Origin of the sequence: Amycolatopsis sp. NPDC049159 (assembly GCF_040648295.1) — a bacterium.
In the GTDB taxonomy this organism is placed as follows: Bacteria; Actinomycetota; Actinomycetes; order Mycobacteriales; family Pseudonocardiaceae; genus Amycolatopsis; species Amycolatopsis pretoriensis_A.
Window position 1 is genome coordinate 21,023 of sequence record NZ_JBEZDL010000012.1, and the last position, 25,180, is coordinate 46,202.

The 25,180-nt window shown below is 70.2% G+C and carries 27 protein-coding genes; 9 read left to right on the forward strand and 18 right to left on the reverse strand.

Annotation, left to right across the window (positions count from 1 at the left end; all coding sequences use genetic code 11):
- Positions 1 to 99 precede the first annotated feature (99 nt).
- Genes AB0B33_RS22540 through AB0B33_RS22550 form a run of 3 tightly spaced genes read right to left on the reverse strand, consistent with a single transcriptional unit; the run spans position 100 to position 2,963 of the window.
- Positions 100 to 1,239, reverse strand: a complete 1,140-nt coding sequence (locus AB0B33_RS22540) for an epoxide hydrolase family protein (RefSeq protein WP_360774888.1) — start codon at positions 1,237 to 1,239, stop codon at positions 100 to 102.
- 3 nt (positions 1,240 to 1,242) lie between these two features.
- Entirely contained in the window at positions 1,243 to 2,220 is a 978-nt protein-coding gene (locus tag AB0B33_RS22545; protein WP_360774891.1) for a spore coat protein, read from the reverse strand.
- The gene (locus AB0B33_RS22550; RefSeq protein ID WP_360774894.1) at positions 2,217 to 2,963 is read right to left on the reverse strand and encodes a glycosyltransferase family protein; all 747 of its coding nucleotides are present in this window, start codon (positions 2,961 to 2,963) and stop codon (positions 2,217 to 2,219) included. Before AB0B33_RS22550 ends, AB0B33_RS22545 begins: the two co-directional genes overlap by 4 nt.
- Before the next feature lie 41 nt (positions 2,964 to 3,004).
- Between AB0B33_RS22550 and pseB the strand changes: the two genes are divergently transcribed.
- Both pseB and pseC read left to right on the forward strand, forming a co-directional pair.
- Positions 3,005 to 3,988 carry a UDP-N-acetylglucosamine 4,6-dehydratase (inverting) gene (gene pseB / locus AB0B33_RS22555; protein ID WP_247015821.1) on the forward strand — a complete coding sequence of 328 codons (984 nt, stop codon included), beginning with the start codon at positions 3,005 to 3,007 and terminating at the stop codon, positions 3,986 to 3,988.
- On the forward strand, positions 3,981 to 5,150 hold the full coding sequence (pseC, locus tag AB0B33_RS22560) for a UDP-4-amino-4,6-dideoxy-N-acetyl-beta-L-altrosamine transaminase (RefSeq protein WP_360774898.1): 1,170 nt from the start codon (positions 3,981 to 3,983) through the stop codon (positions 5,148 to 5,150). Before pseB ends, pseC begins: the two co-directional genes overlap by 8 nt.
- Here pseC and pseI read toward each other — a convergent pair.
- The 4 genes from pseI to AB0B33_RS22580 are packed head-to-tail and all read right to left on the reverse strand — an operon-like array spanning position 5,147 to position 7,772.
- Positions 5,147 to 6,196 carry a pseudaminic acid synthase gene (gene pseI, locus AB0B33_RS22565; protein ID WP_360774901.1) on the reverse strand — a complete coding sequence of 350 codons (1,050 nt, stop codon included), beginning with the start codon at positions 6,194 to 6,196 and terminating at the stop codon, positions 5,147 to 5,149. The two genes, pseC and pseI, sit on opposite strands and share 4 nt — an antisense overlap.
- Positions 6,197 to 6,222: 26 nt before the next feature.
- Positions 6,223 to 6,675 (reverse strand): GNAT family N-acetyltransferase, encoded by a 453-nt coding sequence (locus tag AB0B33_RS22570; RefSeq protein WP_360774904.1) that lies wholly within the window; start codon positions 6,673 to 6,675, stop codon positions 6,223 to 6,225.
- 1 nt (position 6,676) lies between these two features.
- A complete protein-coding gene (locus tag AB0B33_RS22575) occupies positions 6,677 to 7,111 on the reverse strand; it encodes a hypothetical protein (protein WP_247015829.1) in 435 nt (144 codons plus the stop codon).
- A 34-nt stretch (positions 7,112 to 7,145) separates the two neighbouring features.
- Positions 7,146 to 7,772 carry a glycosyltransferase family 29 protein gene (locus tag AB0B33_RS22580; protein WP_247025402.1) on the reverse strand — a complete coding sequence of 209 codons (627 nt, stop codon included), beginning with the start codon at positions 7,770 to 7,772 and terminating at the stop codon, positions 7,146 to 7,148.
- 144 nt (positions 7,773 to 7,916) lie between these two features.
- On the opposite strand from AB0B33_RS22580, the gene AB0B33_RS22585 reads away from it, so the two are divergent.
- From AB0B33_RS22585 to AB0B33_RS22595, 3 genes are read left to right on the forward strand one after another with little or no spacing between them, the layout of a single operon-like run.
- A complete protein-coding gene (locus tag AB0B33_RS22585; RefSeq protein ID WP_360774907.1) occupies positions 7,917 to 8,867 on the forward strand; it encodes an ABC transporter permease in 951 nt (316 codons plus the stop codon).
- Between the two features lie 3 nt (positions 8,868 to 8,870).
- Entirely contained in the window at positions 8,871 to 9,686 is an 816-nt protein-coding gene (locus tag AB0B33_RS22590) for an ABC transporter ATP-binding protein (protein ID WP_360774910.1), read from the forward strand.
- Complete coding sequence (locus AB0B33_RS22595; RefSeq protein ID WP_247025404.1) at positions 9,686 to 10,594, forward strand: glycosyltransferase family 2 protein; 909 nt, start codon at positions 9,686 to 9,688, stop codon at positions 10,592 to 10,594. The genes AB0B33_RS22590 and AB0B33_RS22595 overlap by 1 nt, the downstream gene beginning before the upstream one ends.
- 56 nt (positions 10,595 to 10,650) lie before the next feature.
- Here AB0B33_RS22595 and AB0B33_RS22600 read toward each other — a convergent pair whose 3' ends face one another.
- The 4 genes from AB0B33_RS22600 to AB0B33_RS22615 all read right to left on the reverse strand — a co-directional run bounded on the left by AB0B33_RS22600 (position 10,651) and on the right by AB0B33_RS22615 (position 14,072).
- Positions 10,651 to 12,135, reverse strand: a complete 1,485-nt coding sequence (locus AB0B33_RS22600) for a hypothetical protein (RefSeq protein ID WP_360774913.1) — start codon at positions 12,133 to 12,135, stop codon at positions 10,651 to 10,653.
- A gap of 11 nt (positions 12,136 to 12,146) precedes the next feature.
- Entirely contained in the window at positions 12,147 to 12,722 is a 576-nt protein-coding gene (locus AB0B33_RS22605) for a DUF3558 domain-containing protein (protein ID WP_360774916.1), read from the reverse strand.
- A gap of 3 nt (positions 12,723 to 12,725) precedes the next feature.
- Entirely contained in the window at positions 12,726 to 13,178 is a 453-nt protein-coding gene (locus AB0B33_RS22610; RefSeq protein WP_360774919.1) for a hypothetical protein, read from the reverse strand.
- 129 nt (positions 13,179 to 13,307) lie between these two features.
- Positions 13,308 to 14,072 (reverse strand): ESX secretion-associated protein EspG, encoded by a 765-nt coding sequence (locus tag AB0B33_RS22615; protein WP_360775456.1) that lies wholly within the window; start codon positions 14,070 to 14,072, stop codon positions 13,308 to 13,310.
- Between the two features lie 114 nt (positions 14,073 to 14,186).
- On the opposite strand from AB0B33_RS22615, the gene AB0B33_RS22620 reads away from it, so the two are divergent.
- A complete protein-coding gene (locus tag AB0B33_RS22620) occupies positions 14,187 to 14,432 on the forward strand; it encodes a hypothetical protein (RefSeq protein WP_247015840.1) in 246 nt (81 codons plus the stop codon).
- 54 nt (positions 14,433 to 14,486) lie between these two features.
- Here AB0B33_RS22620 and AB0B33_RS22625 read toward each other — a convergent pair whose 3' ends face one another.
- Both AB0B33_RS22625 and AB0B33_RS22630 read right to left on the reverse strand, forming a co-directional pair.
- Positions 14,487 to 16,406, reverse strand: coding sequence for a glycosyltransferase (locus tag AB0B33_RS22625; RefSeq protein ID WP_247015842.1), 1,920 nt, complete (start codon positions 16,404 to 16,406; stop codon positions 14,487 to 14,489).
- An 8-nt stretch (positions 16,407 to 16,414) separates the two neighbouring features.
- Positions 16,415 to 16,885, reverse strand: a complete 471-nt coding sequence (locus AB0B33_RS22630) for a GtrA family protein (protein WP_169735160.1) — start codon at positions 16,883 to 16,885, stop codon at positions 16,415 to 16,417.
- A gap of 179 nt (positions 16,886 to 17,064) precedes the next feature.
- On the opposite strand from AB0B33_RS22630, the gene AB0B33_RS22635 reads away from it, so the two are divergent.
- The 3 genes from AB0B33_RS22635 (at position 17,065) to AB0B33_RS22645 (ending at position 19,891) form a co-directional block, all read left to right on the forward strand.
- Entirely contained in the window at positions 17,065 to 18,435 is a 1,371-nt protein-coding gene (locus AB0B33_RS22635; protein WP_360774923.1) for an FAD-binding oxidoreductase, read from the forward strand.
- Positions 18,432 to 19,187, forward strand: coding sequence for a decaprenylphospho-beta-D-erythro-pentofuranosid-2-ulose 2-reductase (locus AB0B33_RS22640; RefSeq protein ID WP_247015848.1), 756 nt, complete (start codon positions 18,432 to 18,434; stop codon positions 19,185 to 19,187). Before AB0B33_RS22635 ends, AB0B33_RS22640 begins: the two co-directional genes overlap by 4 nt.
- A gap of 89 nt (positions 19,188 to 19,276) precedes the next feature.
- Positions 19,277 to 19,891, forward strand: a complete 615-nt coding sequence (locus AB0B33_RS22645) for a VC0807 family protein (RefSeq protein ID WP_247015850.1) — start codon at positions 19,277 to 19,279, stop codon at positions 19,889 to 19,891.
- On the opposite strand, the gene AB0B33_RS22650 is transcribed toward AB0B33_RS22645, so the two are convergent.
- The 5 genes from AB0B33_RS22650 to glf form a co-directional block, all read right to left on the reverse strand.
- A complete protein-coding gene (locus AB0B33_RS22650) occupies positions 19,869 to 21,404 on the reverse strand; it encodes a hypothetical protein (protein ID WP_360774927.1) in 1,536 nt (511 codons plus the stop codon). The two genes, AB0B33_RS22645 and AB0B33_RS22650, sit on opposite strands and share 23 nt — an antisense overlap.
- Positions 21,405 to 21,482: 78 nt before the next feature.
- A complete protein-coding gene (locus AB0B33_RS22655; RefSeq protein WP_360774930.1) occupies positions 21,483 to 22,361 on the reverse strand; it encodes a hypothetical protein in 879 nt (292 codons plus the stop codon).
- Positions 22,362 to 22,471: 110 nt separating this feature from the next.
- Positions 22,472 to 23,431 carry a decaprenyl-phosphate phosphoribosyltransferase gene (locus tag AB0B33_RS22660; RefSeq protein ID WP_360774933.1) on the reverse strand — a complete coding sequence of 320 codons (960 nt, stop codon included), beginning with the start codon at positions 23,429 to 23,431 and terminating at the stop codon, positions 22,472 to 22,474.
- The gene (locus AB0B33_RS22665; RefSeq protein WP_360774935.1) at positions 23,428 to 23,946 is read right to left on the reverse strand and encodes a phosphatase PAP2 family protein; all 519 of its coding nucleotides are present in this window, start codon (positions 23,944 to 23,946) and stop codon (positions 23,428 to 23,430) included. Before AB0B33_RS22665 ends, AB0B33_RS22660 begins: the two co-directional genes overlap by 4 nt.
- On the reverse strand, positions 23,939 to 25,162 hold the full coding sequence (glf, locus tag AB0B33_RS22670; RefSeq protein WP_360774938.1) for a UDP-galactopyranose mutase: 1,224 nt from the start codon (positions 25,160 to 25,162) through the stop codon (positions 23,939 to 23,941). Before glf ends, AB0B33_RS22665 begins: the two co-directional genes overlap by 8 nt.
- Positions 25,163 to 25,180 lie beyond the last annotated feature (18 nt).

Sequence of the window (25,180 nt, forward strand, 5' to 3'; positions counted from 1 at the left end):
CCCGCGGGCGACCCCCGCGGGGCCGAGGCCGGGCGGCAGGCGCGAAGCCGCGAATGGGTCATTCGCGACCCGCACAGCCGGCGGCAGCGGGGCCCGGAGTCAGCGCAGTGAGCGCAAGAACGTCCGCAAGTCGCCGATCAGCGCGTCCGGTTCCTCCAACGCCGCGAAGTGCCCCCCACTCGGGAACTCCGTCCAGCGGACGATCTTGTCCGTTCGCTCCGCCAATTCCCGGATCGGCAGCCCGATGTCGTCCGGGAACACCGCCACCGCCGTCGGGACCGTGTTCGCCGGCGGCGGGGCTCCCCAGCCACCCGTCAAAGCCGCGTACAGCCGGGCCGACGAGTTCGCCGTCTCCGTGAACCAATAAATCGACACATCAGCCAGCAGGTCGTCGCGGTCGATCAAGTCCGCCGTCGTGTTCGAAAAGGAGCGGAACTTCTCCGCGATCCACGCCAGCTGGCCCGCCGGGGAGTCGTGCAGGCCGTACGCCAGGGTCTGCGGCTTCGTCGCCTGGATCATCGCGTAGCCCGTGCCCGACATCGAGAACGTCTGGCCCTTCTCCAGCGAGCGCCGCCCCAGCGCCTGATCCGCCAGGCCCTCCAGATCGGCCGGAGTCCGGACCACCGCCGACGCCAGCATCGTCACGTGGATGCCGAGCAGGCGCGAAGGGAACTGGACCGCCAGCTCGCGCGAGATGATCGCGCCCCAGTCGCCGCCGTGGGCGGCGAAGCGCTCGTAACCCAGGGACGTCATCAGCGAAGCGAACGCCCTCGCCACGCGGTCCGGACCCCAGTCCGGGGTCGGGGTCGGGCCCGAGAAGCCGTAGCCCGGGATCGACGGGACCACCACCGTCAGCGCGTCCGCCGGGTCGCCGCCGTACGCGCGCGGGTCCGTCAGCGGCCCGATCACATCCAGGAACTCCACGATCGAGCCCGGCCAGCCGTGCGTCAGCAGCACCGGCGTCGCCGACGGCTCCGGGGACACCACGTGCAGGAAGTGCACGTTCGTCCCGTCGATCGTCGTCGTGAACTGCGGGAACGCGTTCAGCCGCGCCTCCTGCGCCCGCCAGTCGAAGCCCGTCCGCCAGTACTCCGCCAGCTCGCGCACGTAGTCCACCGGCGCCCCGAGCCGCCAGCCGGTGTCGGCGGGCTGGTCGGGCCAGCGGGTGTTCGCCAGGCGGTTGCGGAGGTCGTCGAGGGCGGCCTGGGGGACGTCGATGCGGAACGGGGTGATCGTCATGCCTCAACGGTAGGAAGCACCGCGGACAGAACCGGTCCGCGATTCCACCGAATCCAGCACCCGGTCGACGCCGAGGCCGTCCACTGTGGACGACGCCGTGGCCGACAGCGAGCGGCGGAGCGAGTCGTCCGAAAGCAGCGAGCGCACCACCTCCGTCACCGCGGGCAGCCGCGAAGCGAGGGACTCCGCCGGGCCGAGCCCGGCCGCCAGGCCCAGTTCGAGCGCCGCCCGGTAGCCCGGCTCCTGGTTGTCCACCAGCCGGACCGCCGCCGTCGGGACGCCGAGGCAGCACAGCTCCACGAACGTCACCCCGGACGCGCTCACCGCGACGTCGGTCGTCGCCAGGATGTCCAGCAGCGCCGGGCTCGGCGGGGACACCCGGATCGACTGCCCGGGGAGCAGCGAAGGCAGCGAAGGCTCTCCGCGCACCAAGGCGTCCGCCACGAACGGCAGCTCGGTGTCGCGAAGCGCGCGAAGCAGCAACCCGACCGTCGCGGACCACTCCGCGCCGCCGCCCAGGACCACCGTGACGTGCAGCGGCGGCCCGGAAGGCGCCCGGCGCGTCTCCCGCACGACGTCCCGGAGCGGCGCGTACTCGATGCCGCGCAGCAGGACGTCCGAGCCGTCGTCGGGCCGGGGCGAAGGCGCGAAGCTCGAGTCCACGACGATGTCGGCGGGACGGCGGCCGAAGACGTCGTCCTCGATCGACACCAGCAGGGCGCCGGCCGCGTTGACCTCGGGCCGCACGTCGCCGAGGCCGTAGTGGTCGACGACGACCGCGTCGAACCCGGTCGCGTCGAACGCCACCCGCGGGACGCCCAGCTCGTCGAAGCGCGAGGCGAGCCATTCGGCGTTGTCGGCCCGGCCCGCGAAGGCGACCGAAAAGCCCCGCGCCACCGCCCGCTCGGCGTAGGCGACCATCCGTGCGATGTGGCCGGCGCCGATCGACGCCGACGCGTCCGCGCGCAGCAGCAGCCTCACGAACCGACCTTCTTCTGCTCGACGTGCGCGTTCAGCGCCACCAGGTCCGGCCGCGAACGCAGCAGCGCGACCACCGTCCGCCAGTCCCCGACGCCGTCACCCAGCGACGCCACCAAAGCGGACAGCAGCTCCCAGTCCTCGGCGGTGTCGAGCGTCACGCGCAGGTCGTCGGCGGCCGGGCTCACCACGACCCCGGCGCACGAATACCGCGTCGGCCGCGAGTAGATGCCCGAAGTCACGTGTTCGCGGTCCGCGCCGGAAGCGGTAGCGACCTGCTCCAGGAGCACGGACGCCCGCACCAGCTCGGCGTCGAAGCCGCGCGGCAGCGTCCGGACCAGCGTCGTGCTGACGTAGTCGAGCGACGGCTGGGCGCGCCACAGCGTCGCGAGCTGGCCGATCAGCACCGGGTCCAGCAGCGGGCAGTCCGCGGTGAGCCTGATCACGGCGTCCGCGGGGTGCTCGCGCAGCGCGACGGCGAACCGCTCGAGAACGTCGTCGAGCGGGCCCCGCACGACATGGGCACCGCAGCGGGCGGCTTCGGCGGCGACGTCGTCGTCGGAGGCGTCCGAGGAGGTCGCGACCACCACCTGGTCGACGCCGGGAGCGGCCGCCGCGGCCCGGACAACCCAGCCCAGCACGCTGCGGCCGGCCAGCGGGCGCAGCACCTTGCCGGGCAGCCGGGTCGAGCTCGACCGGGCCTGGATGACGGCGTTGACCACGGGCGCTTCACGCATGGGTGACATGATGGCCGACGGCCACAGTCACCGAAACGCGGAGGTCAACGATGTCCGAGCTGGATGGCTCCAGCATCCTGCTCACCGGCGGGACCGGTTCCTTCGGCAAGGCGTTCATCGCGCACGCCCTCGCCGAACTGAACCCGAGCCGGCTGGTCGTGCTCTCCCGCGACGAGCTGAAGCAGTACGAGGCCCGGCAGTTGTTCGACGACGACCCGCGGCTGCGCTGGTTCATCGGCGACATCCGCGACCGCCGCCGGCTCGAGCGCGCCATGCACGGCGTCGACTACGTCGTGCACGCCGCCGCGCTCAAGCAGGTCGACACCGGTGAGTACAACCCGTTCGAATTCGTCCAGACCAACGTCGTGGGCTCGCAGAACGTGATCGAGGCCGCGATCGACACCGGCGTCAAGAAGGTCGTCGCGCTCTCGACCGACAAGGCGTCCAGCCCGATCAACCTCTACGGCGCCACGAAGCTGTGCGCCGACCGGATGTTCATCAGCGGCAACCACTACGCGGCCGCGCACGTGACGCGCTTCTCCGTGGTCCGCTACGGCAACGTGATGGGCTCGCGCGGCAGCGTCATCCCGTTCTTCCGGAAGCTGGCCGAAAAGGGCGAGTCGCTGCCGATCACGCACAAGGAGATGACCCGCTTCTGGATCACGCTCCCCCAGGCCGTGCGGTTCGTCGTCGACTCCTTCGACCAGATGCACGGCGGCGAGCTGTACGTGCCGCGGATCCCGAGCATGCGGCTGGTCGACCTGGCCCAGGCGATCGCGCCGGGCAGCGAGATGCACGAGGTCGGCATCCGCCCGGGCGAGAAGCTGCACGAGGAGATGATCGCCCCCGACGACGCGCGCCGGACGGTCAAGCTCGAGGACCGCTACGTCGTGCAGCCGCACCTCGCGGGCTGGGGCTACCAGGAGCCGGAAGGCGGGACGCCGATGCCGGAGGGCTTCGCCTACCGCTCGGACACCAACGACCTCTGGCTGAACCCCGAAGAGCTGCGCGACCTGGTCGAACAGCATGGCTGAGTCTGATGCCGCCTCCGCGGGAAAGAGCACGTCGGCGGAGTTCCTCCCCTACGGCCGCCAGTCCATCAGCGACGAGGACATCCAAGCCGTCGTCGACGTCCTGCGCGGCGACTGGCTGACCACCGGGCCCGCGGTCCAGCAGTTCGAGAACGACCTCGCGGCGCACACCGGCGGGGCGCCCGCGGTCGCCGTGACGTCGGGGACCGCGGCCCTGCACGTGGCCTACGCGGCCGCCGCGATCAAGCCGGGCGACGAGGTCGTCACGAGCCCGATGACGTTCATCGCCACCGCCGCGACGGCCGCGCTGCACGGCGCGAAGGTGGTCTTCGCCGACGTCGAACCGGACACCGGGAACCTCGACGTCGAGGCGGCGCGAGCCGCGGTGACCGAGCGCACGAAGGTCGTCGCCGCCGTCGACTACGCCGGCCACCCGGCCGAGCTGGACGCGCTCGGCGCACTCGCCCACGACGCGGGCGCGCTGCTCCTGGAAGACGCGGCGCACTCGGTCGGCGGGGCCTGGCAGGGCCGTCCGGTGGGCTCGATCGCCGACCTGACGACGTTCTCGTTCTTCCCGACCAAGAACCTCACCACGGCCGAAGGCGGCGCCGTCGTCACGACCGACGCGGCGCTGCTGGACCGGGCGCGGAAGTTCCGCAACCACGGCCTGGTCCGCGACCGCGCCGAGCAGCGCTACCCGGACGAGGGCGGCTGGCACCAGGAAGTCCACGAGTTCGGGCTGAACTACCGCCTGCCGGACGTCCTCTGCGCGCTCGGGTCCAGCCAGCTCACCCGGCTCGCGGAGTTCAAGAAGCGCCGCGCCGAGATCCACGCCCGGTACTCCGCGGCCCTGGCCGACGTCGACGGCGTGGCGACGCCGCCGAGCCGCCCCGGCGCCGACCCGGTGTGGCACCTGTACCCGCTGCGGGTTCTCGAAGGCCGCCGGAAGGCGCTGTTCGAGCACCTGCGCGGCGCCGGCATCGGCGTCCAGGTGAACTACATCCCGGCGTACTGGCACCCCGTGTTCGAGGACCTCGGCTACCGGCGGGGGCTCTGCCCGAACGCCGAGGCGTACTACGAGCAGGAGCTCTCGCTGCCGCTGTTCCCGGCGCTGACGGACGCCGACGTCGACCGCGTCGTCGACGCCGTGCGCGCGTTCTTCTAGAGCAGGTCCCAGGTCAGGGGCGTGCCCTTCGCGGCGTCGACGCGGAAGGTGCGCCCCACGACCTTGGTGATCTCGGCCGGGGCCAGGCCGCCCGCGGGCCGGATCGACCGGACGTTCGCCGCGGTGACCTCGTCCCCGGCGCGGACGTCCTCGACGACGTAGAGGGACCGGCGCAGCCGCAGCCCCTCTTTCTCGCTCTCCCGCGGGCCCAGGACGGGCTCGCCGAGGGCTTCCCACGCCCGGTGCGTCTCGGTCACCAGCGCGGCCAGCTCCGCCGGCTCCAGCGAGAACTCCGAGTCGACGCCGCCGTCGGCCCGCGCCAGCGTGACGTGCTTCTCGATGGCGACCGCGCCGAGCGCGACGGCAGCGACCGGCGCCCCGATGCCCGGCGTGTGGTCCGACAGCCCCACCAGCGTCTGCGTGAGGCCCGCCAGCAGCGGCAGCCCGCGCAGGTTGCTCTCCCGCGGGGACGCCGGGTAGCTCGCCGTGCAGCCGAGCACGATCAGCTGGTCGTTGCCGGCCTCTCGCGCGGTGCGCACGGCGGCGTCGATTTCGGCGACGTTCGCCATCCCGGTCGAGATGACCAGCGGCTTCCCGGTGCGCGCGCACAGCTCGATCAGCGGCAGGTCCACGATCTCCGACGACGCGATCTTGTACGCCGGCGCGTCCAGGGACTCCAGCAGCTCGACCGCCGTCGGGTCGAAGGGGCTGGAGAAGATTTCCAGGCCACGGGCGCGGGCGCGTTCGAACAGCGGCGCGTGCCACTCCCACGGCGTGTGGGCCTTTTCGTACAGTTTGTACAGGTTTTCCCCGCCCCACAGGGAGTGCGAGTCCCCGATCCGGAACGCCGGGGTGTCGACGTCGATGGTGATCGTGTCGGGGCGGTAGGTCTGCAGCTTGACCGCCTGCGCGCCGGTCTCGGCGATGGCGTCGATGATCGACAGCGCGCGGTCCAGGTCGCCGTTGTGGTTGCCGGACATCTCGGCGATGACGAACGGCGCGTGGTCGGGGCCGATCGTGTGCGCGCCGAACCGGATGTCGTGCATGGTGCCTCCCCGGGGTGGACTGCGGGTCAGCTCAGAGTCTTGCGCAGCTGCCGGAAGCCGCTGACGGCAGGCGCGGCTTCGGCGTACCCGGCGCGTTCGAAGAGCTTCCCCGAAGCCGCGTTGTCCTGGTGGACGGCGGCGAACACGGTCCGGACGCCGAGGCGGTCGCGGGCGGCCCGCTCCCCCTCGGCGAGCACCGCGCCGGACAGCCCGCGGCCCCGGCTCTCGGGCGCCAGCGTGATGCTGACCTCCCAGCCGTCGCCGTCGCGCCGGTCGAACCGGACGGTGCCGACCGGCGCCTCTTCGTGCTCGACGACGAGCAGCAGCCGCGCCGGGTCGGCGAGCACCCCGCGCAGCCACGCGAGGTGCTCGGCCAGGGCCACCACGGCCGTCGAGCGCGACGACCGCCGTGTGCGCGGGTCGTTGCGCCAGCCCAGCAGCAGCTCGGCGTCCGCTTCGGTGGCTTCCCGGGCGTGCAAGCTACTGGGCGACGGGCTCTTCGACCCGGTCCTCAAGGCGGCGCAGCCGGTCCTCGTAGCGCGAGATGCCGGCCAGCCGGACGCGGATCTGGGCGTGCTGGCGCTGGATCTCCTCGATCAGCGTGCGGGCCTCGGCGACCTGGGGCGCGTCGCCGGTGGGCACGAGCGAAATCGACTCGCGGAGCGTCTCCAGGCGGCCCTCCTGCGCGGCCACGTGCGGGATCAGGCGGTCGAGCTCGGCACGGGCCCAGCGCAGGTCGCCACGGGCCTGCTCGAGGTTGTGCTCGGCGCTGTCGAGCCGGCGCCGGTGGTCGGCGGTCGCGTGCTCGAGGTTGTTGACGCGGTCGGCGAGCGCGCGGGTGCGTTCGTCGACGCGGAAGTCGATCAGCCGGGCGATCCGGTCGACGAAGCCTCTGCCCAGTTTCTGCACAGCCATGGGTGGGTCCTTACGTGGAGGTGGGGACGCGCGTTCAGCGCAGGAGGGTGGTGTCGCCGGTCTTGGTCCAGGAGTCCAGCAGCCGCCCTTCGGCGGCGATCTGGTGCTCCGGCCCGACGATGCAGGAGTCGCCGGCGGCGTGCTCCCACGAGGTCTGGTCCGGGTTGTCGATGAACGAGAACCCGGTGAGCACGAGCTGCGCGGTCGGGAACGACGTCCGCGCGATCCACGCCGCGAGCGTGCCGGTGGTCGACCACGTCGGCTCGTCGCGCGTCGGCAGGCCCAGCGCGTCCGACAGCGGCAGCACGACCTCGCGGTTCGACACCGGGACCGCGCCGAGGTCGGCGGGCCACCAGCCCGGCAGGTCCTCCGGCTCCCAGTGCATGCGCCCGGGCTCCACCAGCAGGTAGAGGCGCCTGCGGTAGTCCTGGAAGACGTACGGGGTGGCCCGGATCGCCCGGTTGAACACCACGACGTGCGTCCGGGAGCCGACGACCTCCTCACCGGGCTTGTCGACGACGAAGCCGTTGACCCGGATGACCAGGTCGCACGCGTCGATCGCCTTCGCACGCTGGGGGTCGGGCGGGAGCGGCTGGTTGCCGACGACGGCCACCGAACGCGGGTCGGGCCGGTCGGCGTACGCCGCGAGCAGGTTGACCATCAGGCTCGCCGCGCCGAGAGCAGCAGTCATAAGCCGAGAAAGTACCAGCACAAAGGTCACCGGCCCCCGCGTATCGGCCACTCGGCTCTACCACAGCGGCGGGGTGGGCCGGACGCCGCTCATCCCATCGGTACCCTCGTCCACGTGCATGCCACCAGCACGGTTCAGGCCGCGAACTCATCCGTAGCGACGCCGGTGCCCCCGACGTCGGACAGCAAGACGTTCGCGCGCGCCTTCGCCGACATCAAGGCCGGTTTCTCCGCCCGCGAGCTGTGGGGTCACCTCGGCTGGCAGGACATCAAGCAGCGGTACCGCCGGTCGGTGATCGGGCCCTTCTGGATCACGATCAGCCAGGCGGTCCTCGCGCTCGGGCTCGGGCTGCTCTACTCGCAGCTGTTCAAGCTGCCCGTCGAGGTGTTCCTGCCCTACATCTCCACCGGCTTCATCATCTGGGGCTTCATCAGCGGCTGCCTGTCCGAGGGCATGGAAACGTTCATCACGAACGAGGGGCTGATCAAGCAGCTCCCGGCACCGCTGAGCGTCTACATGCTGCGCACGGTGTGGCGGCAGACGCTGATGCTGGCCCACAACATGATCGTCTACGTGGTCGTACTGGTGATCTTCTTCGGCGCCCTCAGCAAGCAGTACTCGCTGCTGGGCAACGGCCTGTGCATCCCCGACCACATCTGTCACCCCGGCCTCAGCTGGAACATCCTGCTGGCCATCCCCGGTTTCCTGCTCCTGGCGGTCAACGCCGCCTGGGTGACCCTGCTGTTCGGCATCATCTCGACCCGCTTCCGCGACATCCCGCAGGTGATCAACTCGCTGATCCAGCTGCTGTTCTACGGCACGCCGATCGTCTGGCCGGTGGACCAGCTGATGAGCGGCGGATCCCGGGAAGGCGTTTCATGGATCCTGCCGATCGTGAAGGCGAACCCGCTCTACCACTTCATGCAGGTGGTCCGCGCGCCGTTGCTGGGCCAGGAGTTCTCCGTGGAGAACTGGATCGTGGTCGGTGCCATCACCATCGTCGGGTGGGCGCTCGCGCTCGTCGCGATGCGCAATTACCGTGCCCGCGTCTCCTATTGGGTGTGACACATGGTTTCCATTGACGTTCACAACGCGTACGTCGACTTCCCGATCTTCGATGCGAAGACGCGGTCGATGAAGAAGCAGGTCCTCGGCAAGGTCGGCGGCAAGATCGGCACCGACACCAAGGTCCCGATCATCGAAGCCCTGCACGACGTGACCCTCAACCTGCGGGAAGGCGACCGCGTCGGGCTGGTCGGCCACAACGGCGCCGGCAAGTCCACGCTGCTGCGGCTGCTCGCCGGGATCTACGAGCCGACCCGCGGCTCGTCGCGGATCAAGGGCAAGATCGCACCGGTCTTCGACCTCGGCATCGGCATGGACCCGGAGATCTCCGGCGTCGAGAACATCATCATCCGCGGCCTCTTCCTCGGCATGACCGCCAAGGAGATGGAGAAGCGGGTCGACGACATCGCGGAGTTCACCGAGCTCGGCGACTACCTGCAGATGCCGCTGCGGACGTACTCCACGGGCATGCGCGTGCGGCTCGCACTGGGCGTGGTCACGTCGATCGACCCGGAGATCCTGATCCTCGACGAGGGCATCGGCGCGGTCGACGCGGCGTTCCTCAACAAGGCGCGCGACCGCCTCAAGGACCTCGTGAAGCGCTCGGGCATCCTGGTGTTCGCCAGCCACTCCGACGAGTTCCTGTTCGAGCTGTGCGACTCGGCGATCTGGATGGACGAAGGTCACCTCAAGCAACAGGGCACGCTGCGGGACGTCCTCACCGGGTACAAGGGCCGCGACCCGTTCGCGGACATGAGCAAGGAAACGCTGCAGCGCCTCGGCATCGAGCCGGTGGCGACGACGAACGGCGGCGAATGATGGTCAGCGAGACCCGGCAGCTGCCCGACGGCGCGGTCGTCGGCGTGGTCGTCACGCGGCACCGGCGCGAGCTGCTCGCGGACTCGCTGAAGGTCATCGCGGCCCAGACGCGGCCGGTCGACCACCTCGTCGTGGTCGACAACGGGCCGGACGATTCGGCCCGCGAAGTCGTCGAGAACTACCCGCTGCCGAGCACGTACCTGCCGTCGCACCGCAACCTCGGTGGCGCCGGCGGGTTCGCGCTGGGCATGCTGCACGCGCTTTCGCTGGGCGCGGAGTGGGTCTGGCTGGCCGACGACGACGGGCGCCCGGCCGACGAGAACGTGCTCGCGATCCTGCTGGAAGAAGCGGAAAAGCGCGGGCTGGCCGAGATTTCGCCGGTGGTGTCCAACATCGACGCCCCGGACAAGCTCGCGTTCCCGCTGCGCCGCGGCCTGACGTGGAAGCGGTCGCAGTCCGAGCTGGGCGTGGACTTCCTGCCCGGCATCGCTTCCCTGATGAACGGCGCGCTCTTCCGGGCGTCCACTTTGGACGTCGTCGGCGTGCCGGACCTGCGCCTGTTCTTCCGCGGCGACGAGGTCGAGCTGCACCGCCGGCTGGCCCGCTCGGGGCTGCCGTTCGGCACGTCGCTGAAAACGAAGTACCTGCACCCGGACGGCTCGGACGAGTTCAAGCCGATGCTGGGCGGCAAGTTCCACGCGCAGGACCCGGAGAACGAGGTCAAGCGGTACTACACCTACCGCAACCGCGGGTACCTGCTGTCCCAGCCGGGGATGCGCAAGATCGGCGCACTGGAGATCGTCCGGTTCGGACTGTACTTCGTGGGCGTGAAGCGGGACCCGAAGGCGTTCCTGCAGTGGCTGAAGCTGGTCCGGCAGGGCCGCGCGGAGAAGTTCTTCCGCTACTGAAGCTTCATCCGACGAAAAAGGGCCCCCTCACGGGGGCCCTTTTTCGTGTGGTCGTCTTATTCGCCGATGACGGGCGGCGCGGTGCGCAGGTCGGTGCCGAAGACCTCGTCGGGGTCACCCTCGACCAGGTACGTCGGGCGCGAGTGCTCGGTGTCCTCGTCACCCTCGCCCTTCTGCCCACGGCCCATGCCGCCGGCACCCATCCCGCCACGACCGGCCGCGCCACCCGAGCCGAGCCCGCCCATGCCGCGTCCGGCGGCGGCTTCGGCCGCCCCGATCCCACCGGGCCGCGCGGCCCCCGAGGCGGCACCCGCGCCGGTCGCGCTGCCGGCCCCCGAGCCACCGGGCCCGAAGCCACCGGCCCCGCGGCCGCCACCGCCGCCGCCGACCTTGGAGTTGTAGGCCTCGTCCCCGCCGAAGTTCATCCCGCCGCCCATCGGCATCGGGCTCATCGGCGGCATGCCCCCGAACTGCTGGTTCGGGTTCGTCGTCGACCCGCCGGGGACCGAACCGGGCGTGAAGCCCGACGGCGTGGTCGTACCGGCCGGCAGCAGCCCCGCGCCGGTGGTCGAGCCGGGCCCGGAGAACTGCGGCGTCCCGGTGGTGCCGGGGATGTTGCCGGTGGTGAAGTTGTTCGTGCTGCCACCCGGCATGTTCACCGAGTGCCCACCCGGCGTGTTCACGCCCGACGGGGTGTTGATGCCGTTCTTGTCCCCGGTGCCGTTGGGGTCGTCGCTGCCCCCACCGGTGCTGAAGCTGGGCGGAGGCGCGAAGGCGGGCTGCTTCGACGCGGCCTCGTAGAGGTTCTTGTCGTAGGTCGCCATGACCCCGGCGGCCTGGTCGTGCGCCGCCTGGCTGTCCTTCTGTTTCTGGATCGACTTGTCGACGTTGTCGGCCAGGTTGAAGGGGTTCGAGGTCGCCCAGGAGCCGAACTCGTCCTTCCAGCTGAACGGAATGGGCGCCGGCATGGAGTTCTTCGCCGTCGACGCGGCCTGCCCCTGGTCGTAGATGGTCTCCGAGGCGAGCTTCGCGTTCTGCGAGTTGGCATCGGACCACTTGCCGAGACTGGTGAAGTACTGCTGAGCGTTCTCGGCGGCGCCGCCTTCCCAGGTGCCCTTGGAAGCGTTGACGGCCGTGTTCATCGACTGGGCGAACTTGTCGAAGACCTGGTGAACCTCATGGTAGGCGGTCGAAACGTCGGAGACCTGCTGGACGTCGAGGTTGCTCTCCAGGTACTCCTTGAGCTGCTCGTGCTTGTTGCCCTTGTAGTCCGCGTTCGGCGCGTGCAGCCCCTGGACGTATTCGACCTTGCGGCCGTCGGTGGCGGCCTTGATGTTCTTTTGGCTGATCTGCTCTTCCTGGTTCTTCGCGTTGATCTGCGCGAAGAACCTCTGGATGTAGCCGAACAACCCGCTGTCGGGGCCGTAGCCCTCCTCATTCACCTTGTGCATGAGGTACTCGTGGCGCTCCTGCGGTGGCATGGCCTCGATTTTTTCCACCGGCAGATCGGGAGTCCGCGGAAACTTTCCTGTTGTCGTCATCTGAACTCCCCCTACGCCTTGGGCAGTTTCGGCTCGACGGTTTTCTCGGCCAGGTCTTTGGCGATCTGACAGGCCTTTTCGACGGTGTTGAGGGCGGTCGCGTTCACGTCGACCCGCGCGTTGTCGCCCACCCCGAGGGCGACGGTGCAGCCCAGCGGCGCGTCGCTCGACGCCTCCTTCGCCGCGCGGCCGTTCACCTGGAGGTCCTGCACCCCGTTGCCCGTGTCGTTGACCGAGGCGAGCGGAGCGGTGTCGCGGATGGCGACGCTGAGAATCATGCCCTCTTCGCTCGGATCGGTGATCTTGTGCTGGTAGCTGCAGACCCGGGCACCCCCGAGCTTCTTTTCGGTGGCGGGCTCGAAAGACGAGGCGTAGCCGCTGACATCAGCCGCGGTGAGCAAGGTGCACGGTTGCAGGGAATCGGTGGAAGCACCACCCGGGGCGGCCGAGCTCGAGTTCTCGCTCGACGGCGCGGCAGACTCCGAGCCGGCCGGCGAAGCGGTTCCCGGCTGGACAGTCGTGCAACCGGCCAGTAGCAAGGCACCGGCGGCGAGGGGCAGGGTGACCCGGGCGAGGAGTTTCATCATTCCCTAGTGCTTGGGCTTCAAGGCGTCGAAAGCGGAGTTCTCGGTCTCGTTGTACTTGGCGACGGCGAGGTCGAGCGCTTCGCCCGCCTTCTGGGCCACCTTCTTAAGCTCTTCGATCGCCGTGCTCGCAGACCCCTCGGCCTCCGCGGCACCCTTGTGGTCGTGCGCCGCGACGGTGTGCCCGTACGGGTGGTTCCCCAGCTGGGGCGACTGGTTGAGCAGGTAGATGGAGTCGCTCTTGGCGTTGAGGTCGTTGATCAGGTCGTTCAGCGCGTCTTTGATCGGCTTGACGCCCTCGGGCGAGATCTTGAAACCGCCACTGCCGGCCGCGGCTAGCAGCTTCTGCGTCTCGGCCGTAGCCGCCTGCACCGCGGCGCTCATGGCGCCCGAGGAGAAGGGGTTGAGGAGGTCCGACAGGAAGGCACTGCCTCCGCCGCCACCATCGGCTATCTGCATCGCAGTCCACCCCGAATTCGCTTCGCCCGTGCGTGTGCACCCGGAAGTCTACTAGCCGGGCACCCAGCGCAACCTCGGTTCACCGATCTTCCCCTGGGACGCACCGGGCACCCGCGCGGTTCCCGAAGCTCAGAACTGCCCTTCGAGCTGGGCGTACAGCTGCTGGGCCAGGCGGGCGTTGTCGGCCGGGGCGTACGTGAGCCAGCGCTGGCCGTCCGCTGCTGTCCTCGACGACATCAGCCAGCGGCCGGCCGGGGTGTCGAACCAGGCGAGGGGTGGGTACGTGCCGCCGCGGGTCTGGGCCGTGAACTGGCCGACCCGCTTCTTCGGTTCCTGGAAGACGCGCTCGATCATGCGGACCTGGGGGCCGCTGCCACCGCTGTGGGTGCGGGGGGCGCTGACGCCCGCGAACGGGTCGTACGCCTCGTCGCGGCGCTGGGTTCGGGGCTGCTGGGCCGGCCTCGAAATGGTCACCGACTGGCCGGGGGCGGCCGGGGTGAGCGGGAGGAGGTCGACGATCGCCGGGACGATGCCGGTCGGGCGGACCTCCTCGAAGACGATGAGGTTCTCCTCCTGCTTGGCGAGCACCGCGAACTGGCCGTCGGAGGCGACCTTCGCGAACAGCTGGCGGTCGCCCAGCTCGGCGGCCGCGGTGATGGTCACGGTGCCGCGGACGAACGTCGTCAGGGCCAGCTCGGCGTCCGGGTCGAGGCGGCCGCGGCTCCACAGCCCGCGGCCGGTCAGGTCGCGGACGACGGCGTCGCGGATCATCGCGCGCTGCTCGACGGTCGTGCCGACGTGCGGCACCTCGAACGGCGTCGGCGCGCGGCCCAGCCCGAGCTGTTCGAGCAGGATGTCCACCGCTGCCAGCGACAGCGAGAACGAGTGCGGCATCGCTTCCATCCCCCCGAGGGTTCTTCCGATCTCGGGGAACGGTACCGCCACCGGGTGCTCCGCCCTCAGCGAACCCGCTTGCCGCGCGAAGATCGCCGCTGGTCCGATGGACGCATGGCCGACCCGAAACCCGCACTCGTGCTGCACCTCGCCACCGGCGGGCAACCGCTGCTGTTCGCGCTGACGACCGAAGAATCCGGGAAGCTGGCGGGCAAGCTCGCCCAGCTCGTGAAGACCGGCGCCGTCGAGACGGTGACCACCAAGGACCACTCCGAAGTCGCGATCAACTTCGCCCACGTGGCCGCCGCGTACGTCGACGACCTCACCCGCAAGAACACCGTCTTCGGCATCCACGGCTGAAACGGCGAAGGCCGCCTCACGAATGTGAGACGGCCTTCGCCGAAGTAAGCGGACTCAGAGCTTGTACAGGCGCTTCCAGTTCTCGCGCGAGGTCAGCTCGGGCATGGCGCGCTTGTACTGCTCCTGCACCGCCGCGCCTTCCTTGCGGAGCCGCTGGACGACCTTCGCGCCGCGCTTGGCCAGGTCGAACATCTTGACCTTGTCGTAGGACCGGACGCGGACGCCTTCCTGGTTCGCGTCCGTCACGACCGCCGTGTCGAACAGGGCGATGTGCCACCAGTTCGCCTCGTCGATCGGCACCGCGCCGAGGCCGAAGCGGCTGCGGCCGAGCACCCGGTCGAGCACGCGCTTGATCAGCACCAGGCGCTGCATGCTGGGCCGCGGCGCGCTGTTGATGATGCCGATGTCGTTGGACGCGATGCCCGGGACGTCGGTCGCCTTGTGGCGCTTGGTCTCCGGGTACTGGTCGCGGATCCGGCGGATCTCCTTCATCGCCTCGACGCCGCCGTCACGCAGGACCTCCGGGCCCTCGAGGAAGTCCTCGACGGCCTTGATCAGCGTGGCCGACAGGCCGTACTGCATGCCGAGCAGGTAGCGCACCAGCTGCGCGAGCAGCACCCGCGAGAGCAGGTTCAGGTTGAACGGCGAGTGCAGCGCGGCGGTGATGATCGAGTTGCGCAGGTTGAAGTACCGGTGCCACTCGTCCCAGTCCTTCATGTGGAAGTCCGCGTGCCACACGCCCGCACCCGGCAGGGTGACGGTCGGGAAGCCGTGCGCGCGGGCCCGGTAGGAGTACTCGGCGTCGTCCCACTGGAAGAAGAACGGCAGCGGGTAGCCGGTCGCCTGGACGACCTCGTAGGGGATCAGGCACGACCACCAGCCGTTGTAGCCGGCGTCGAGGCGGCGCTCCTGGCGGTTCGGCTTCAGCGTCTCCTCGTCCACGCCGAGCAGGTCCGCCGTCGACAGCGAGTGCTCGACCGGCTGGCCGGGCTCGAGGGTGTTGAGCCGGGCGTACTCGGCGCCGACGTGCAGCTGGTTCGGGTGGAACAGGTTCAGCATCTGGCCGCCGACGATGATCGGGTTGGCGGCGCGGTTCGAGAACGCCGTCATCCGGATCACCAGGTCCGGCTCGAGCAGGACGTCGTCGTCCATGAACAGGACGTTCGCGTGCTCGGTCGCGGTGTGCCCGGCGACCTCGAAGAGGCCGCGGGTGAAGCCGCCGGCGCCGCCGAGGTTCGGCTGCTTGATGTAGTGCAGCTTGTCGGCGAGGTCCTTCGCGACCTGCTCGAAGCCTTCGCGGGACTCGACGAGGTCGGTGCCCTGGTCGGCGACGTAGATGGCGTCCAGGGTCTCCAGCGAGGAGACGTCCGCGGCGAGCGCCTGGAGGTTCTTCAGGCAGTCGTCGGCGCGGTTCATCGTGCAGATGGTCACCGCGGTCGGGCGGATCTTCTCCGGGGCCTCGACCGTCCAGCGGACCTGCTCGACGCGCAGCGTCTGGCCGCCCTCGGTTTCGAGGTCGAGCCAGAGCGCGCCGCCGTCGTAGAACTTGTCGAGCTTGCCGGTCAGCGTCACCTTCGCCTGCTTGGCGTCGGCGACCTGCTCGGCCTCGATCACGCGGGGTTCGCCCTCGACGTCGGACGCGCCCATGGACAGCAGGCCGGTGCCGGTCACGACGGCCTCGACGGAGACCTCGGACACGTCCGTCCAGCGCTGCCAGTAGCTGGCCGGGAACCGGCCGAAGTACGTGTTGCCCGACACCTTGGAGGCGGGCTCGAGCGAGATGGCCGCACGTTCCCGCACGGCCGAGCCCCACTCGAGCTCGGCGTACAGGTCCTTGCTGACGATCGGCGCGGGGCCGGCGTAGAGCCCGCGCTGCGCCGTCAGGCGACCCTGCGGAGTGTGCTCGGTGAACCGCGTCTCGGCGGCCGCGCCGGCTTGGGTGGTCGGCGCCGGGGTGGCTGTTTTACCGGGCATTGAGTTCCTCAGTTCTCCTCGGTCGACGGCTCGCGGAAGACGACCCACTTGAGCATCACGAAATTGATCACCGTGGCGGTTGCCTGCGACACGGCCCAGCACAGTGTGTGCTGCCACGCGGACTCCGGCAGAACCTGCAGCATCAGCTGGTTCACCCCGACCGCGACGAAGAACGTCACGGTGTAGAGCAGGACGAACGAGCCGACCTGCGCCTTCCCGTCACGGCGCCCGCCGGAGAAGGTGAACTTCCGGTTCAGGAAGAACGCCGTGGTCGTGCCCACGATGAAAGAGATAGCGCGGGCGACGTCGACCCACGGTGAAGTGGCCATGCCTGCCACCTGGGTCAGCAGCGTGTACGTGCCCAGGTCGACCAGGGCGCAGAAGCCACCGATCAGGGCGAAGCGAATGAGCTGCCCGAGCAGTCCGATACTGGACGGCTGAGCAGCTGCGATGTCGGCTTGCGGATCGGTCGCCACCACTGCTTTACCTCGTTGCCTGAGTCATGGTCACCCGCGCGGGCGCTTGTGCCTTGATGCGCAAAGTGTAGAAGCGAGCACTTCAGGGTCACGTTCCGGGCGTCCTTCGGCGTGGCTACTCCATCCATGCCCCCGCCACCACCCTCATCGGAGGCGCTTCGCGCCGCTGGTTTACTGAACGGGTGACCCACGTACCCGAGACACAGCGACGCACGCTCACGGGCTGGGCGCGGACGGCCCCGACCACCGCCGACGTCCTGAGCACCGCGGACGTCGAAGCCATCGCCCGCGCCGTGACGCGGGCCGGCGAGCGCGGTGTCATCGCGCGCGGCCTCGGCCGCTCCTACGGCGACCCGGCGCAGAACGCGGGCGGCCTGGTCGTCGACATGACCGCGCTGAACCGCATCCACTCGATCGACCCGGACACCGCGCTGGTCGACCTCGACGCCGGTGTCAGCCTCGACCAGCTGATGCGCGAGGCGCTGCCGCACGGTCTGTGGGTCCCGGTGCTCCCGGGCACCCGCCAGGTGACGATCGGCGGCGCGATCGCCAACGACATCCACGGCAAGAACCACCACAGCGCGGGCAGCTTCGGCAACCACGTCGTGTCGATGGACCTGATCACCGCCGACGGCCGGATCCGCACGCTGACGCCGGAGGGCCCGGAAGCCGAGCTGTTCTGGGCGACCGTCGCCGGCATCGGCCTGACCGGGATCATCGTCCGGGCGAAGATCCGGATGACCAAGACGGAGACCGCGTACTTCCTCGCGGACAACGAGCGCACGAACAACCTCGACGAGACGCTCGAGCTGGTCAGCAACGGCTCCGACGACAAGTACACGTACTCGTCGGCGTGGTTCGACACGATCTCGACCGGCTCGAAGCTGGGCCGCGCCGCCTTCGGCCGCGGGTCGCTGGCCAAACTGGACGAACTGCCCCCCAAGCTGCGCGCGAACCCGCTCAAGTTCGACGCCCCGCAGCTGGCGACCCTGCCGGACATCTTCCCGAACGGCCTGGCCAACAAGCTGACCTTCGGCGGGATCGGCGAGCTGTACTACCGGAAGACGCCGAAGGAAGCCCGCGGCGTCATCCAGAACCTCACGGCCTTCTACCACCCGCTGGACATGTTCGGCGAGTGGAACCGCGCCTACGGCTCCAAGGGTTTCCTGCAGTACCAGTTCTCGACGCCGCTGAACGCGCACGAGCCGCTGCGCAAGATCGTCCGGAAGATCGCCGAGTCGGGGCACGTGTCCTTCCTCAACGTCTTCAAGCGGATGGGCGAGGGCAACGCGGCGCCGCTGTCGTTCCCGCACCCGGGCTGGATGGTCTGCGTCGACTTCCCGATCAAGCAGGGCCTCGGCCGCTTCTGCCAGGAGCTCGACGAAGACGTCCTGGAGCTGGGCGGGCGGCTGTACACCGCGAAGGACTCGCGCACCACGCCCGAGACGTTCGCGAAGATGTACCCGCGGCTCGAAGAATGGCGCAAGATCCGCGCTTCCGTTGACCCCGAAGGCGTTTTCGCCTCTGACATGAGCCGGAGGCTCGAACTGTGATCGACGCGGTGGGCAACCCCCAATCCCTGCTCCTGCTCGGCGGCACCTCCGACATCGCGCTGGCGATCGCCGAGAAGTACCTGGCCGAGAAGCCCCTGCGGGTCGTGCTGGCCGCGCGCCCGTCGCCCCGGCTGGACGCGGCCGCGCAGCGCCTGAAGGACCGCGGCGCCGAGGTGTCCACTGTGGACTTCGACGCCAAGGACACGGCGTCGCACCCGGGCGTGCTGGCCAAGGCGTTCGAGGGCGGCGACATCGACGTGGCCGTCGTGGCGTTCGGCCTGCTCGGCGACCCGGAAGAGGTCTGGCAGGACCACGCGAAGGCCGTCGAGCTGGCGACCGTGAACTACACAGCCGCGGTGTCGGTCGGCGTCGCGCTGTCGGAGAAGCTCAAGGCGCAGGGCCACGGCACGGTGATCGCGCTGTCGTCGGTGGCCGGCGAGCGCGTCCGGCGGTCCAACTTCGTCTACGGCTCCACGAAGGCCGGTTTCGACGGCTTCTACCTGGGTCTGGGCGAGGCGCTGGCGCCGTCCGGCGTGCAGGTGACGGTCGTCCGGCCGGGCCACGTCAAGACGAAGATGACCGAGGGCCTGAAGGACGCTCCCCTGGCGCAGACCGCCGAGCAGGTGGCGGAGACCGCCGTCTCGGCCGCGCGGGCGGGCAAGGACCTCGTGTGGGCGCCGGCGCAGTTCCGCCTGGTGATGTCGGCGCTGCGGCACGTGCCGCGGCCGATCTTCCGCAAGCTCCCGATCTAGCGCGTCCACCCGGGGGTTGACCCGGAACTCCATCCGGGCCCGGTCCGGACGCCGATGTGCCGTCGTGGTCGTCGAAACAGACTGTCACCATGACGACCACGAACAGCAAACGCGCCGGGCTCACGATGCTCCTCCGCGACGTCGCGCTCCCGATGGCCCTGTACTACGTCCTGCGTTCCTTCGGCGTCGACGCGTTGTGGGCGCTGCTGGTCGGTGCGGTGCCACCGGTGCTGCGCACCGGGTACGTCCTGGCCCGGCACCGGCGGATCGACCCGGTCAGCGCGTTCGTGCTGACCGTGCTGCTGATCAACTGCGCGGTGGCGGTGTTCTCCGGTGACGCCCGGCTGCTGCTCGTCCGCAGCGCGTGGATCACGCTGCCACTCGGCGTGGCGCTGCTGGGGAGCCTGCTCGTCGGGCGGCGCCCGCTGCTGTTCCGGGTCGCCTGCACCTTCCGGCCCGAGCGCGCCGGCGAGCTCGAACAGCTGTGGGGCCGCTCCTCCGCGTTCCGGCAGCGGTGGCGTTCGGCGACGCTGTGGTGGGGCGCCGGGTGCGTCCTGCTGGCCTGCGCCGTCGTCGTGATGGCGTTCACGCTGCCGGTGGACGTCGTGCCGTTCCTCGAGACCGCGCTGACCGTCGTGGCCGTGGTGCTCGGGGTGAAGTTCACGAGGCAGCGGATGGGCGTCAACCGGACGGTGAACGCGTAAGCGCCACCGCGTGGGCGGGCACCAGGTACAGGTTCTGGCTGCCCACCCACGGCGAGTCGATCCGCCAGCTCGCCAGCGCGGCCGGCGGGGGCGCGCGGCGGGTCGTGGCCAGGACCAGGTCCGGGCTGATCGGCGCGACGCTGTGGTCGAAGTTGTGGAAGTTGGCTTCCAGCAGCGCCCGCCCGACCTCGCCGCTGCGGCGCTTCGTCTCGGTGATCGCCGGGTCGACCGCGCCGCGGTCGGAGAACTCGTCGACGAGCTCGCAGTCGCACGCGTAGGCCAGCGCGCCCACCTCGCCCGCGGTCTCCACCTTGCGGCCGTGCGCGATCGCCGCGAGCTCCTGGCCGATCTCGCGGTACTCCGTCGTCGACGCGTGGTTGCTGGCGATGGGCGCGAACTGGCGCGGCAGGCCCGGCACCGCGTACACCGCGACGCCGGCCGCGACCACCGCGGCGGCGGCCGTCCACGTCCCGCGGCGCACGTGCTCCGGCACCGCTGAGGCGACGGCGGCCAGGAAGACGGTCGCGCCGATGATGCTGGGCGCGTAGTACCAGTGGTACGGCGGAACGCCCAGCCGGCTGTACGCGACGTAGTGCAGCGCTCCCGCGACGGCGAGCGCGGCGAACGGCGTCAGCCGGCGGGCGGTCCGGGAGCCGCGGCGGTACAGGACGATCCAGCCGGCCCCGGCCGCCGCGGCGAGCAGCAGTGGCAGGAACGACAGCGCGGCCGCCGCCGGGAAGTTGCGCAAGTAGAGCAGCGGGCCGTTCGTGAAGCTGAACGGTCCCCACGACTGCTGGCTGATCTTGATGACGAGCGTGTCCGGCACGGCCGAGCCGAGCACGAGCCAGCTGAAGCCGAACCACGGGAGCATCACGGCGAGCGCCGAGAACGTCGTGCGCCAGATGCCCACCCAGAAGTCGCGGCGGGCGGCGAACAGCACCGCCGCGATCAGCAGCAGGTCGATCCGGACGAGCGCGAGCAGTCCGATCACGACGCCCAGCCGTCCCGCGTGGCGCTCGCCCGCGTGGACGAGAGCCCAGACGACGCCGGTGGCGCCGAGCGCGACCTCCAGCCCGATCGACGACAGCAGCAGCGGGTTGACCAGCAGCAACGCGAAGGTCAGCGGCGCGAAGGCGGGCGGCAGCCCGGTGCGCTCGCCGAGCCGGCGCAGGCCCAGCACGAGCAGGACCTGCGCGACGACGAAGACGATCCCGGCGGCGAGGATGGCGTCGCGGACGACGAACGTGACCGCGCCGAGGGCCAGGACGTTCAGCGGGGACGTCGCGGTGTTCGCCGTCCCCTGCTCGATCAGGCCCCAGTGCGCGTGGAAGGCGAGGTTCTTCGCGTAGGACAGCGTGATGTAGGTGTCATCGATCAGGTGGTGGCTGACCAGGGCGAACACGAGGGCCGAAGCCGCGGCGGCGCCCACCGGGAGAGCCCACGAACGGGCGACGGGCACGGCCGCCGGCAGCGCACCGGCGGCCTTGGCGAGTTCTGCGGAGGCGCTTCGCATCCGGGATACCGTACCCCGCCCGTGATACTTCCGTGATCTGAGTGGGAGGCCGGTGGCACAGGCCACATTCCCCGATGATCAGATGCCGTCGCCGCTGCCCTGGCCTTGGTTGCCGCCCTGGTTGCCGCCCTGGTTGCCGCCTTGGCCTTGGCCGCCGCGGAAGCCCGGGCGGCCGTCGTGGTTGCCGCCGCCGGGGCCGTTGTACTGGCGGTGGATGCCGGGACGGCCGTCGCGGGGGCCGTGGTGGCTCGCGGCGGCGATCCCGCCGACGATGCCGCCGCCGACCAGCAGCCCGAGCACGCCGACCGCGACGAGCTGCGTGGCGCGGTGCCCGACGAACCGCCGGAAGCCACCGGACTGGCGCGGAGCGGCCTGGGGCGGGCCCCAGGCGCCGTAGGACTGGCCGGGACCGGGCTGGGAGAGCTGAGGGGTGGGCGGCGCCTGCTGGGCGGATCCGGCGGGCGGAGCCTGCTGGCCGGCGGCCGCGGTCTGCTCGGCAGCGGGGGCTTGCGGGCCGGGCGCCGGGGCTGCGGCGGCGGGCTGGGCCGGCGCTGTGCCGCCATCGGCCGCCGGGGTCGCGGGCTGGCCGGACGCCGGAGCAGCGGGCGGGACCTGCGCCGTGCCGCCATCGGCCGCCGGAGCGGCGGACGGGACCTGTGCGGTGCCGCCACCGGCTGCCGGGGTCGCGGGCTGGCCGGACGCCGGAGCGGCAGGCGGGACCTGCGCCGTGCCGCCATCGGCCGCCGGAGCGGCGGACGGGACCTGCGCCGTGCCGCCATCGGCCGCCGGAGCGGCGGACGGGACCTGCGCCGTGCCACCTTCGGCCGCTGGGGGCTCGCCGGGTGCGGCCGGGGTCGTCGTCGTGGGCTGGTCGGCCGCCGCCGGGGTCGTCGGCTGCTCGACGGTGGGCTGGTCGGCTCCCTGCGGGGCCTTCTCCTCGCGCGGCTGGTCGTTCATCGTCGCTCCTGTGGTCACGGGGACGGGCGCAGTGCCCGCCCCCACCACCTCAGGGTGCGCCGGTCAGCTGTGCGTCAGCTGAAACGAACCTGTCGATCCGCCATGAGAAGTCACAGGTAGAACGCCAGGAACAGCGTGATCACCCAGGTCGCGCCGAGGACCTGCAGGATGCGGTCCTTGAGCGCGATCTCCTCGGGCTCGCCCGCGATGCCGCCGTCGACGTCCACCGCGTACCGCAGCACCGCCACCACGAACGGGACCATCGAGATCAGCGCCCACACCGAGTTGTGCTCGGTCTGGCGGATCTCGAACGCCCACAGGCAGTACGACATGATCAGGATCGCCGCCGACGTCGCCCAGACGAACCGCAGGTAGCTGGCCGAATACTTCTTCAGCGACGAGCGGATCTTCGCGCCCGTGCGCTCGAACAGCATGATCTCCGCGTAGCGCTTGCCCGCGACCATGAACAGCGAGCCGAACGCCGTGACCAGCAGGAACCACTGGGACAGCGCGATGCCGCCCGCCACACCACCGGCGATCGAGCGCATCAGGAAGCCCGAGCCGACGATGGCCAGGTCGACCACCGGCTGGTGCTTGAGGCCGAAGCAGTAGCCGAGCTGGACCGCCTCGTAGACGGCCAGCACGACCGCCAGCTGCCAGCTGGCGAAGAACGACACGCCGAGGCCGGCCAGGAAGAACACGACCGCGGCCCCGTACGCGACGGGGACCGGCACGAGGCCGGCCGCGATCGGCCGGTTGCGCTTGGTCGGGTGGGCGCGGTCGGCCTCGACGTCGATGGCGTCGTTGATCAGGTAGACCGAGCTCGCCGTCAGGGAGAAGGCCACGAAGGCGATGATCGCGTCGATCAGCAGACCGGTGCGGTCGGTCGACTTCGAGAACGCGAAGAACGGGGCCGCGAAGACCAGGACGTTCTTCACCCACTGGCGCGGCCGCGCCGTCTTGATGACGCCGCCGACCAGGCCGAACCGGCCGCGGGACGCGGTGGTCTCCGGAGCCTCCGGAGTCACGGCCGTTTCTTCACTGGAGCGCTGCTCGGTCGTTTCGCTCATGGATTCTTCTTCAGCTTCCGTCGTATCAGACCACCGACGAGCCCCCCGAGAGCTGCACCGGCCAAAACGTCTGTCGGATAGTGAACGCCGAGCACGAGCCGCGAGGCGAGCATCGGCGGTACCAGGGCGGGCACCAGGTTACGCCCGGTCAATCCGGAGTAGAGCACCGCCGCCGCCGTAGTGGACGTCGCGTGCGACGACGGGAAGCTCAGCTTGCTGGGCGTGCCGACCAGTACCTCGACGCTCGGGTGGTCCGGTCGCGGGCGCCTGACCACGCGTTTCACCGCGATGGACGCGGCGTGCGCGCCGACGACACCCGCCGCCGCGACCAGCCAGTCCTTGCGGCGCTCCTTGTCGACCGCGGCACCGATCAGGCCGATGCTGAACCAGCCGATGGCGTGCTCACCGAAGTGGGACATGCCGCGCGCGGCTTTCACCGAAACGTCACTCTTCAGAAAGCCCTGCGCCTTCGAAAGGACAGCGACCTCGCCCGTCGGGGCGCCCTTCTCAAGCATCGAGGGACCCGTCGAGCGGCGCGCCGTCGGTCAGGTGCGGGGCGATCTTGTTGTCGAACGCCGACAGCGCCGAGCCGATGGCCATGTGCATGTCGAGGTACTTGTAGGTGCCCAGCCGGCCGCCGAACAGGACGTTGCGCTCGCGCGCCTCGGTCTTGGCCAGCTCGCGGTAGGCCTCGAGCTTCTCGCGGTTCTCCGGCGTGTTGATCGGGTAGTACGGCTCGTCTTCCTCGGTCGCGAAGCGCGAGTACTCGCGGAAGATGACCGTCTTGTCCTTCGGGTAGTCCCGCTCCGGGTGGAAGTGGCGGAACTCGATGATGCGGGTGTAGGGCACTTCCTGGTCGTTGTAGTTGACGACCGAGGTGCCCTGGAAGTCGCCGGTCTCCGCGACCTCGGACTCGAAGTCGACGGTGCGCCAGGTGAACCGGCCCGCCGAGTAGCCGAAGTAGCGGTCCAGCGGACCGGTGTAGACGGTCGGCGTGCCGGCCGGGATGTGCTCGCGGACGTCGAAGTAGTCGACGTTCAGCCGGATCTCGATGTTCTCGTGCTCGGCCATCTTCTCGAGCCACGCGGTGTACCCGTTGACGGGCAGGCCCTCGTAGGTGTCGTTGAAGTACCGGTTGTCGAAGTTGTAGCGGACCGGCAGGCGCGTGATGATGTTCTCGCCCAGGTTCTTGGGGTCGTTCTCCCACTGCTTCGCGGTGTACCCGCGGATGAAGGCCTCGTAGAGGGGACGGCCGACCAGCGAGATCGCCTTCTCCTCGAGGTTCTGCGCGGAGGCGGTCTCGAACTCGGACGACTGCTTGGCGATCAGCTCGCGCGCCTCGTCCGGCGTGTGGGACTTGCCGAAGAACTGGTTGATCAGGGCCAGGTTCATCGGGAACGAGTAGACCTGGTCCTTGACCCGCGCGAACACGCGGTGCTGGTAGTTGGTGAACTCGGTGAACCGGTTCACGTACTCCCAGACGCGCTTGTTCGAGGTGTGGAACAGGTGCGCGCCGTACTTGTGCACCTCGATCCCGGTCTCGGGCTCGGCCTCGGAGTAGGCGTTGCCGCCGAGGTGACTCCGGCGCTCCAGGATGAGGACCTTCTTGCCCAGCTCGGCCGCGGCCCGTTCGGCGACGGTCAGGCCGAAGAAACCGGACCCGACGACGACGAGGTCGTAGCCTGCGAAATCGGCTTCAGTAATCTGTGCGGGGTTCGTGTGCGCGCTCACGGGCGTCGAGGGTACGCA

What these genes read in the sequence shown, in the direction of transcription:
- AB0B33_RS22540 (WP_360774888.1), bottom strand. Translation starts at nt 1,239, where the DNA reads ATGACGATCACCCCGTTCCGCATCGACGTCCCCCAGGCCGCCCTCGAC.
- AB0B33_RS22550 (WP_360774894.1), bottom strand. Translation starts at nt 2,963, where the DNA reads ATGTCACCCATGCGTGAAGCGCCCGTGGTCAACGCCGTCATCCAGGCC.
- pseB (WP_247015821.1), top strand. Translation starts at nt 3,005, where the DNA reads ATGTCCGAGCTGGATGGCTCCAGCATCCTGCTCACCGGCGGGACCGGT.
- pseC (WP_360774898.1), top strand. Translation starts at nt 3,981, where the DNA reads ATGGCTGAGTCTGATGCCGCCTCCGCGGGAAAGAGCACGTCGGCGGAG.
- pseI (WP_360774901.1), bottom strand. Translation starts at nt 6,196, where the DNA reads ATGCACGACATCCGGTTCGGCGCGCACACGATCGGCCCCGACCACGCG.
- AB0B33_RS22575 (WP_247015829.1), bottom strand. Translation starts at nt 7,111, where the DNA reads ATGGCTGTGCAGAAACTGGGCAGAGGCTTCGTCGACCGGATCGCCCGG.
- AB0B33_RS22580 (WP_247025402.1), bottom strand. Translation starts at nt 7,772, where the DNA reads ATGGTCAACCTGCTCGCGGCGTACGCCGACCGGCCCGACCCGCGTTCG.
- AB0B33_RS22590 (WP_360774910.1), top strand. Translation starts at nt 8,871, where the DNA reads ATGGTTTCCATTGACGTTCACAACGCGTACGTCGACTTCCCGATCTTC.
- AB0B33_RS22595 (WP_247025404.1), top strand. Translation starts at nt 9,686, where the DNA reads ATGGTCAGCGAGACCCGGCAGCTGCCCGACGGCGCGGTCGTCGGCGTG.
- AB0B33_RS22600 (WP_360774913.1), bottom strand. Translation starts at nt 12,135, where the DNA reads ATGACGACAACAGGAAAGTTTCCGCGGACTCCCGATCTGCCGGTGGAA.
- AB0B33_RS22605 (WP_360774916.1), bottom strand. Translation starts at nt 12,722, where the DNA reads ATGATGAAACTCCTCGCCCGGGTCACCCTGCCCCTCGCCGCCGGTGCC.
- AB0B33_RS22610 (WP_360774919.1), bottom strand. Translation starts at nt 13,178, where the DNA reads ATGCAGATAGCCGATGGTGGCGGCGGAGGCAGTGCCTTCCTGTCGGAC.
- AB0B33_RS22615 (WP_360775456.1), bottom strand. Translation starts at nt 14,072, where the DNA reads ATGCCGCACTCGTTCTCGCTGTCGCTGGCAGCGGTGGACATCCTGCTC.
- AB0B33_RS22620 (WP_247015840.1), top strand. Translation starts at nt 14,187, where the DNA reads ATGGCCGACCCGAAACCCGCACTCGTGCTGCACCTCGCCACCGGCGGG.
- AB0B33_RS22625 (WP_247015842.1), bottom strand. Translation starts at nt 16,406, where the DNA reads ATGCCCGGTAAAACAGCCACCCCGGCGCCGACCACCCAAGCCGGCGCG.
- AB0B33_RS22645 (WP_247015850.1), top strand. Translation starts at nt 19,277, where the DNA reads ATGACGACCACGAACAGCAAACGCGCCGGGCTCACGATGCTCCTCCGC.
- AB0B33_RS22650 (WP_360774927.1), bottom strand. Translation starts at nt 21,404, where the DNA reads ATGCGAAGCGCCTCCGCAGAACTCGCCAAGGCCGCCGGTGCGCTGCCG.
- AB0B33_RS22655 (WP_360774930.1), bottom strand. Translation starts at nt 22,361, where the DNA reads ATGAACGACCAGCCGCGCGAGGAGAAGGCCCCGCAGGGAGCCGACCAG.
- AB0B33_RS22660 (WP_360774933.1), bottom strand. Translation starts at nt 23,431, where the DNA reads ATGAGCGAAACGACCGAGCAGCGCTCCAGTGAAGAAACGGCCGTGACT.
- AB0B33_RS22665 (WP_360774935.1), bottom strand. Translation starts at nt 23,946, where the DNA reads ATGCTTGAGAAGGGCGCCCCGACGGGCGAGGTCGCTGTCCTTTCGAAG.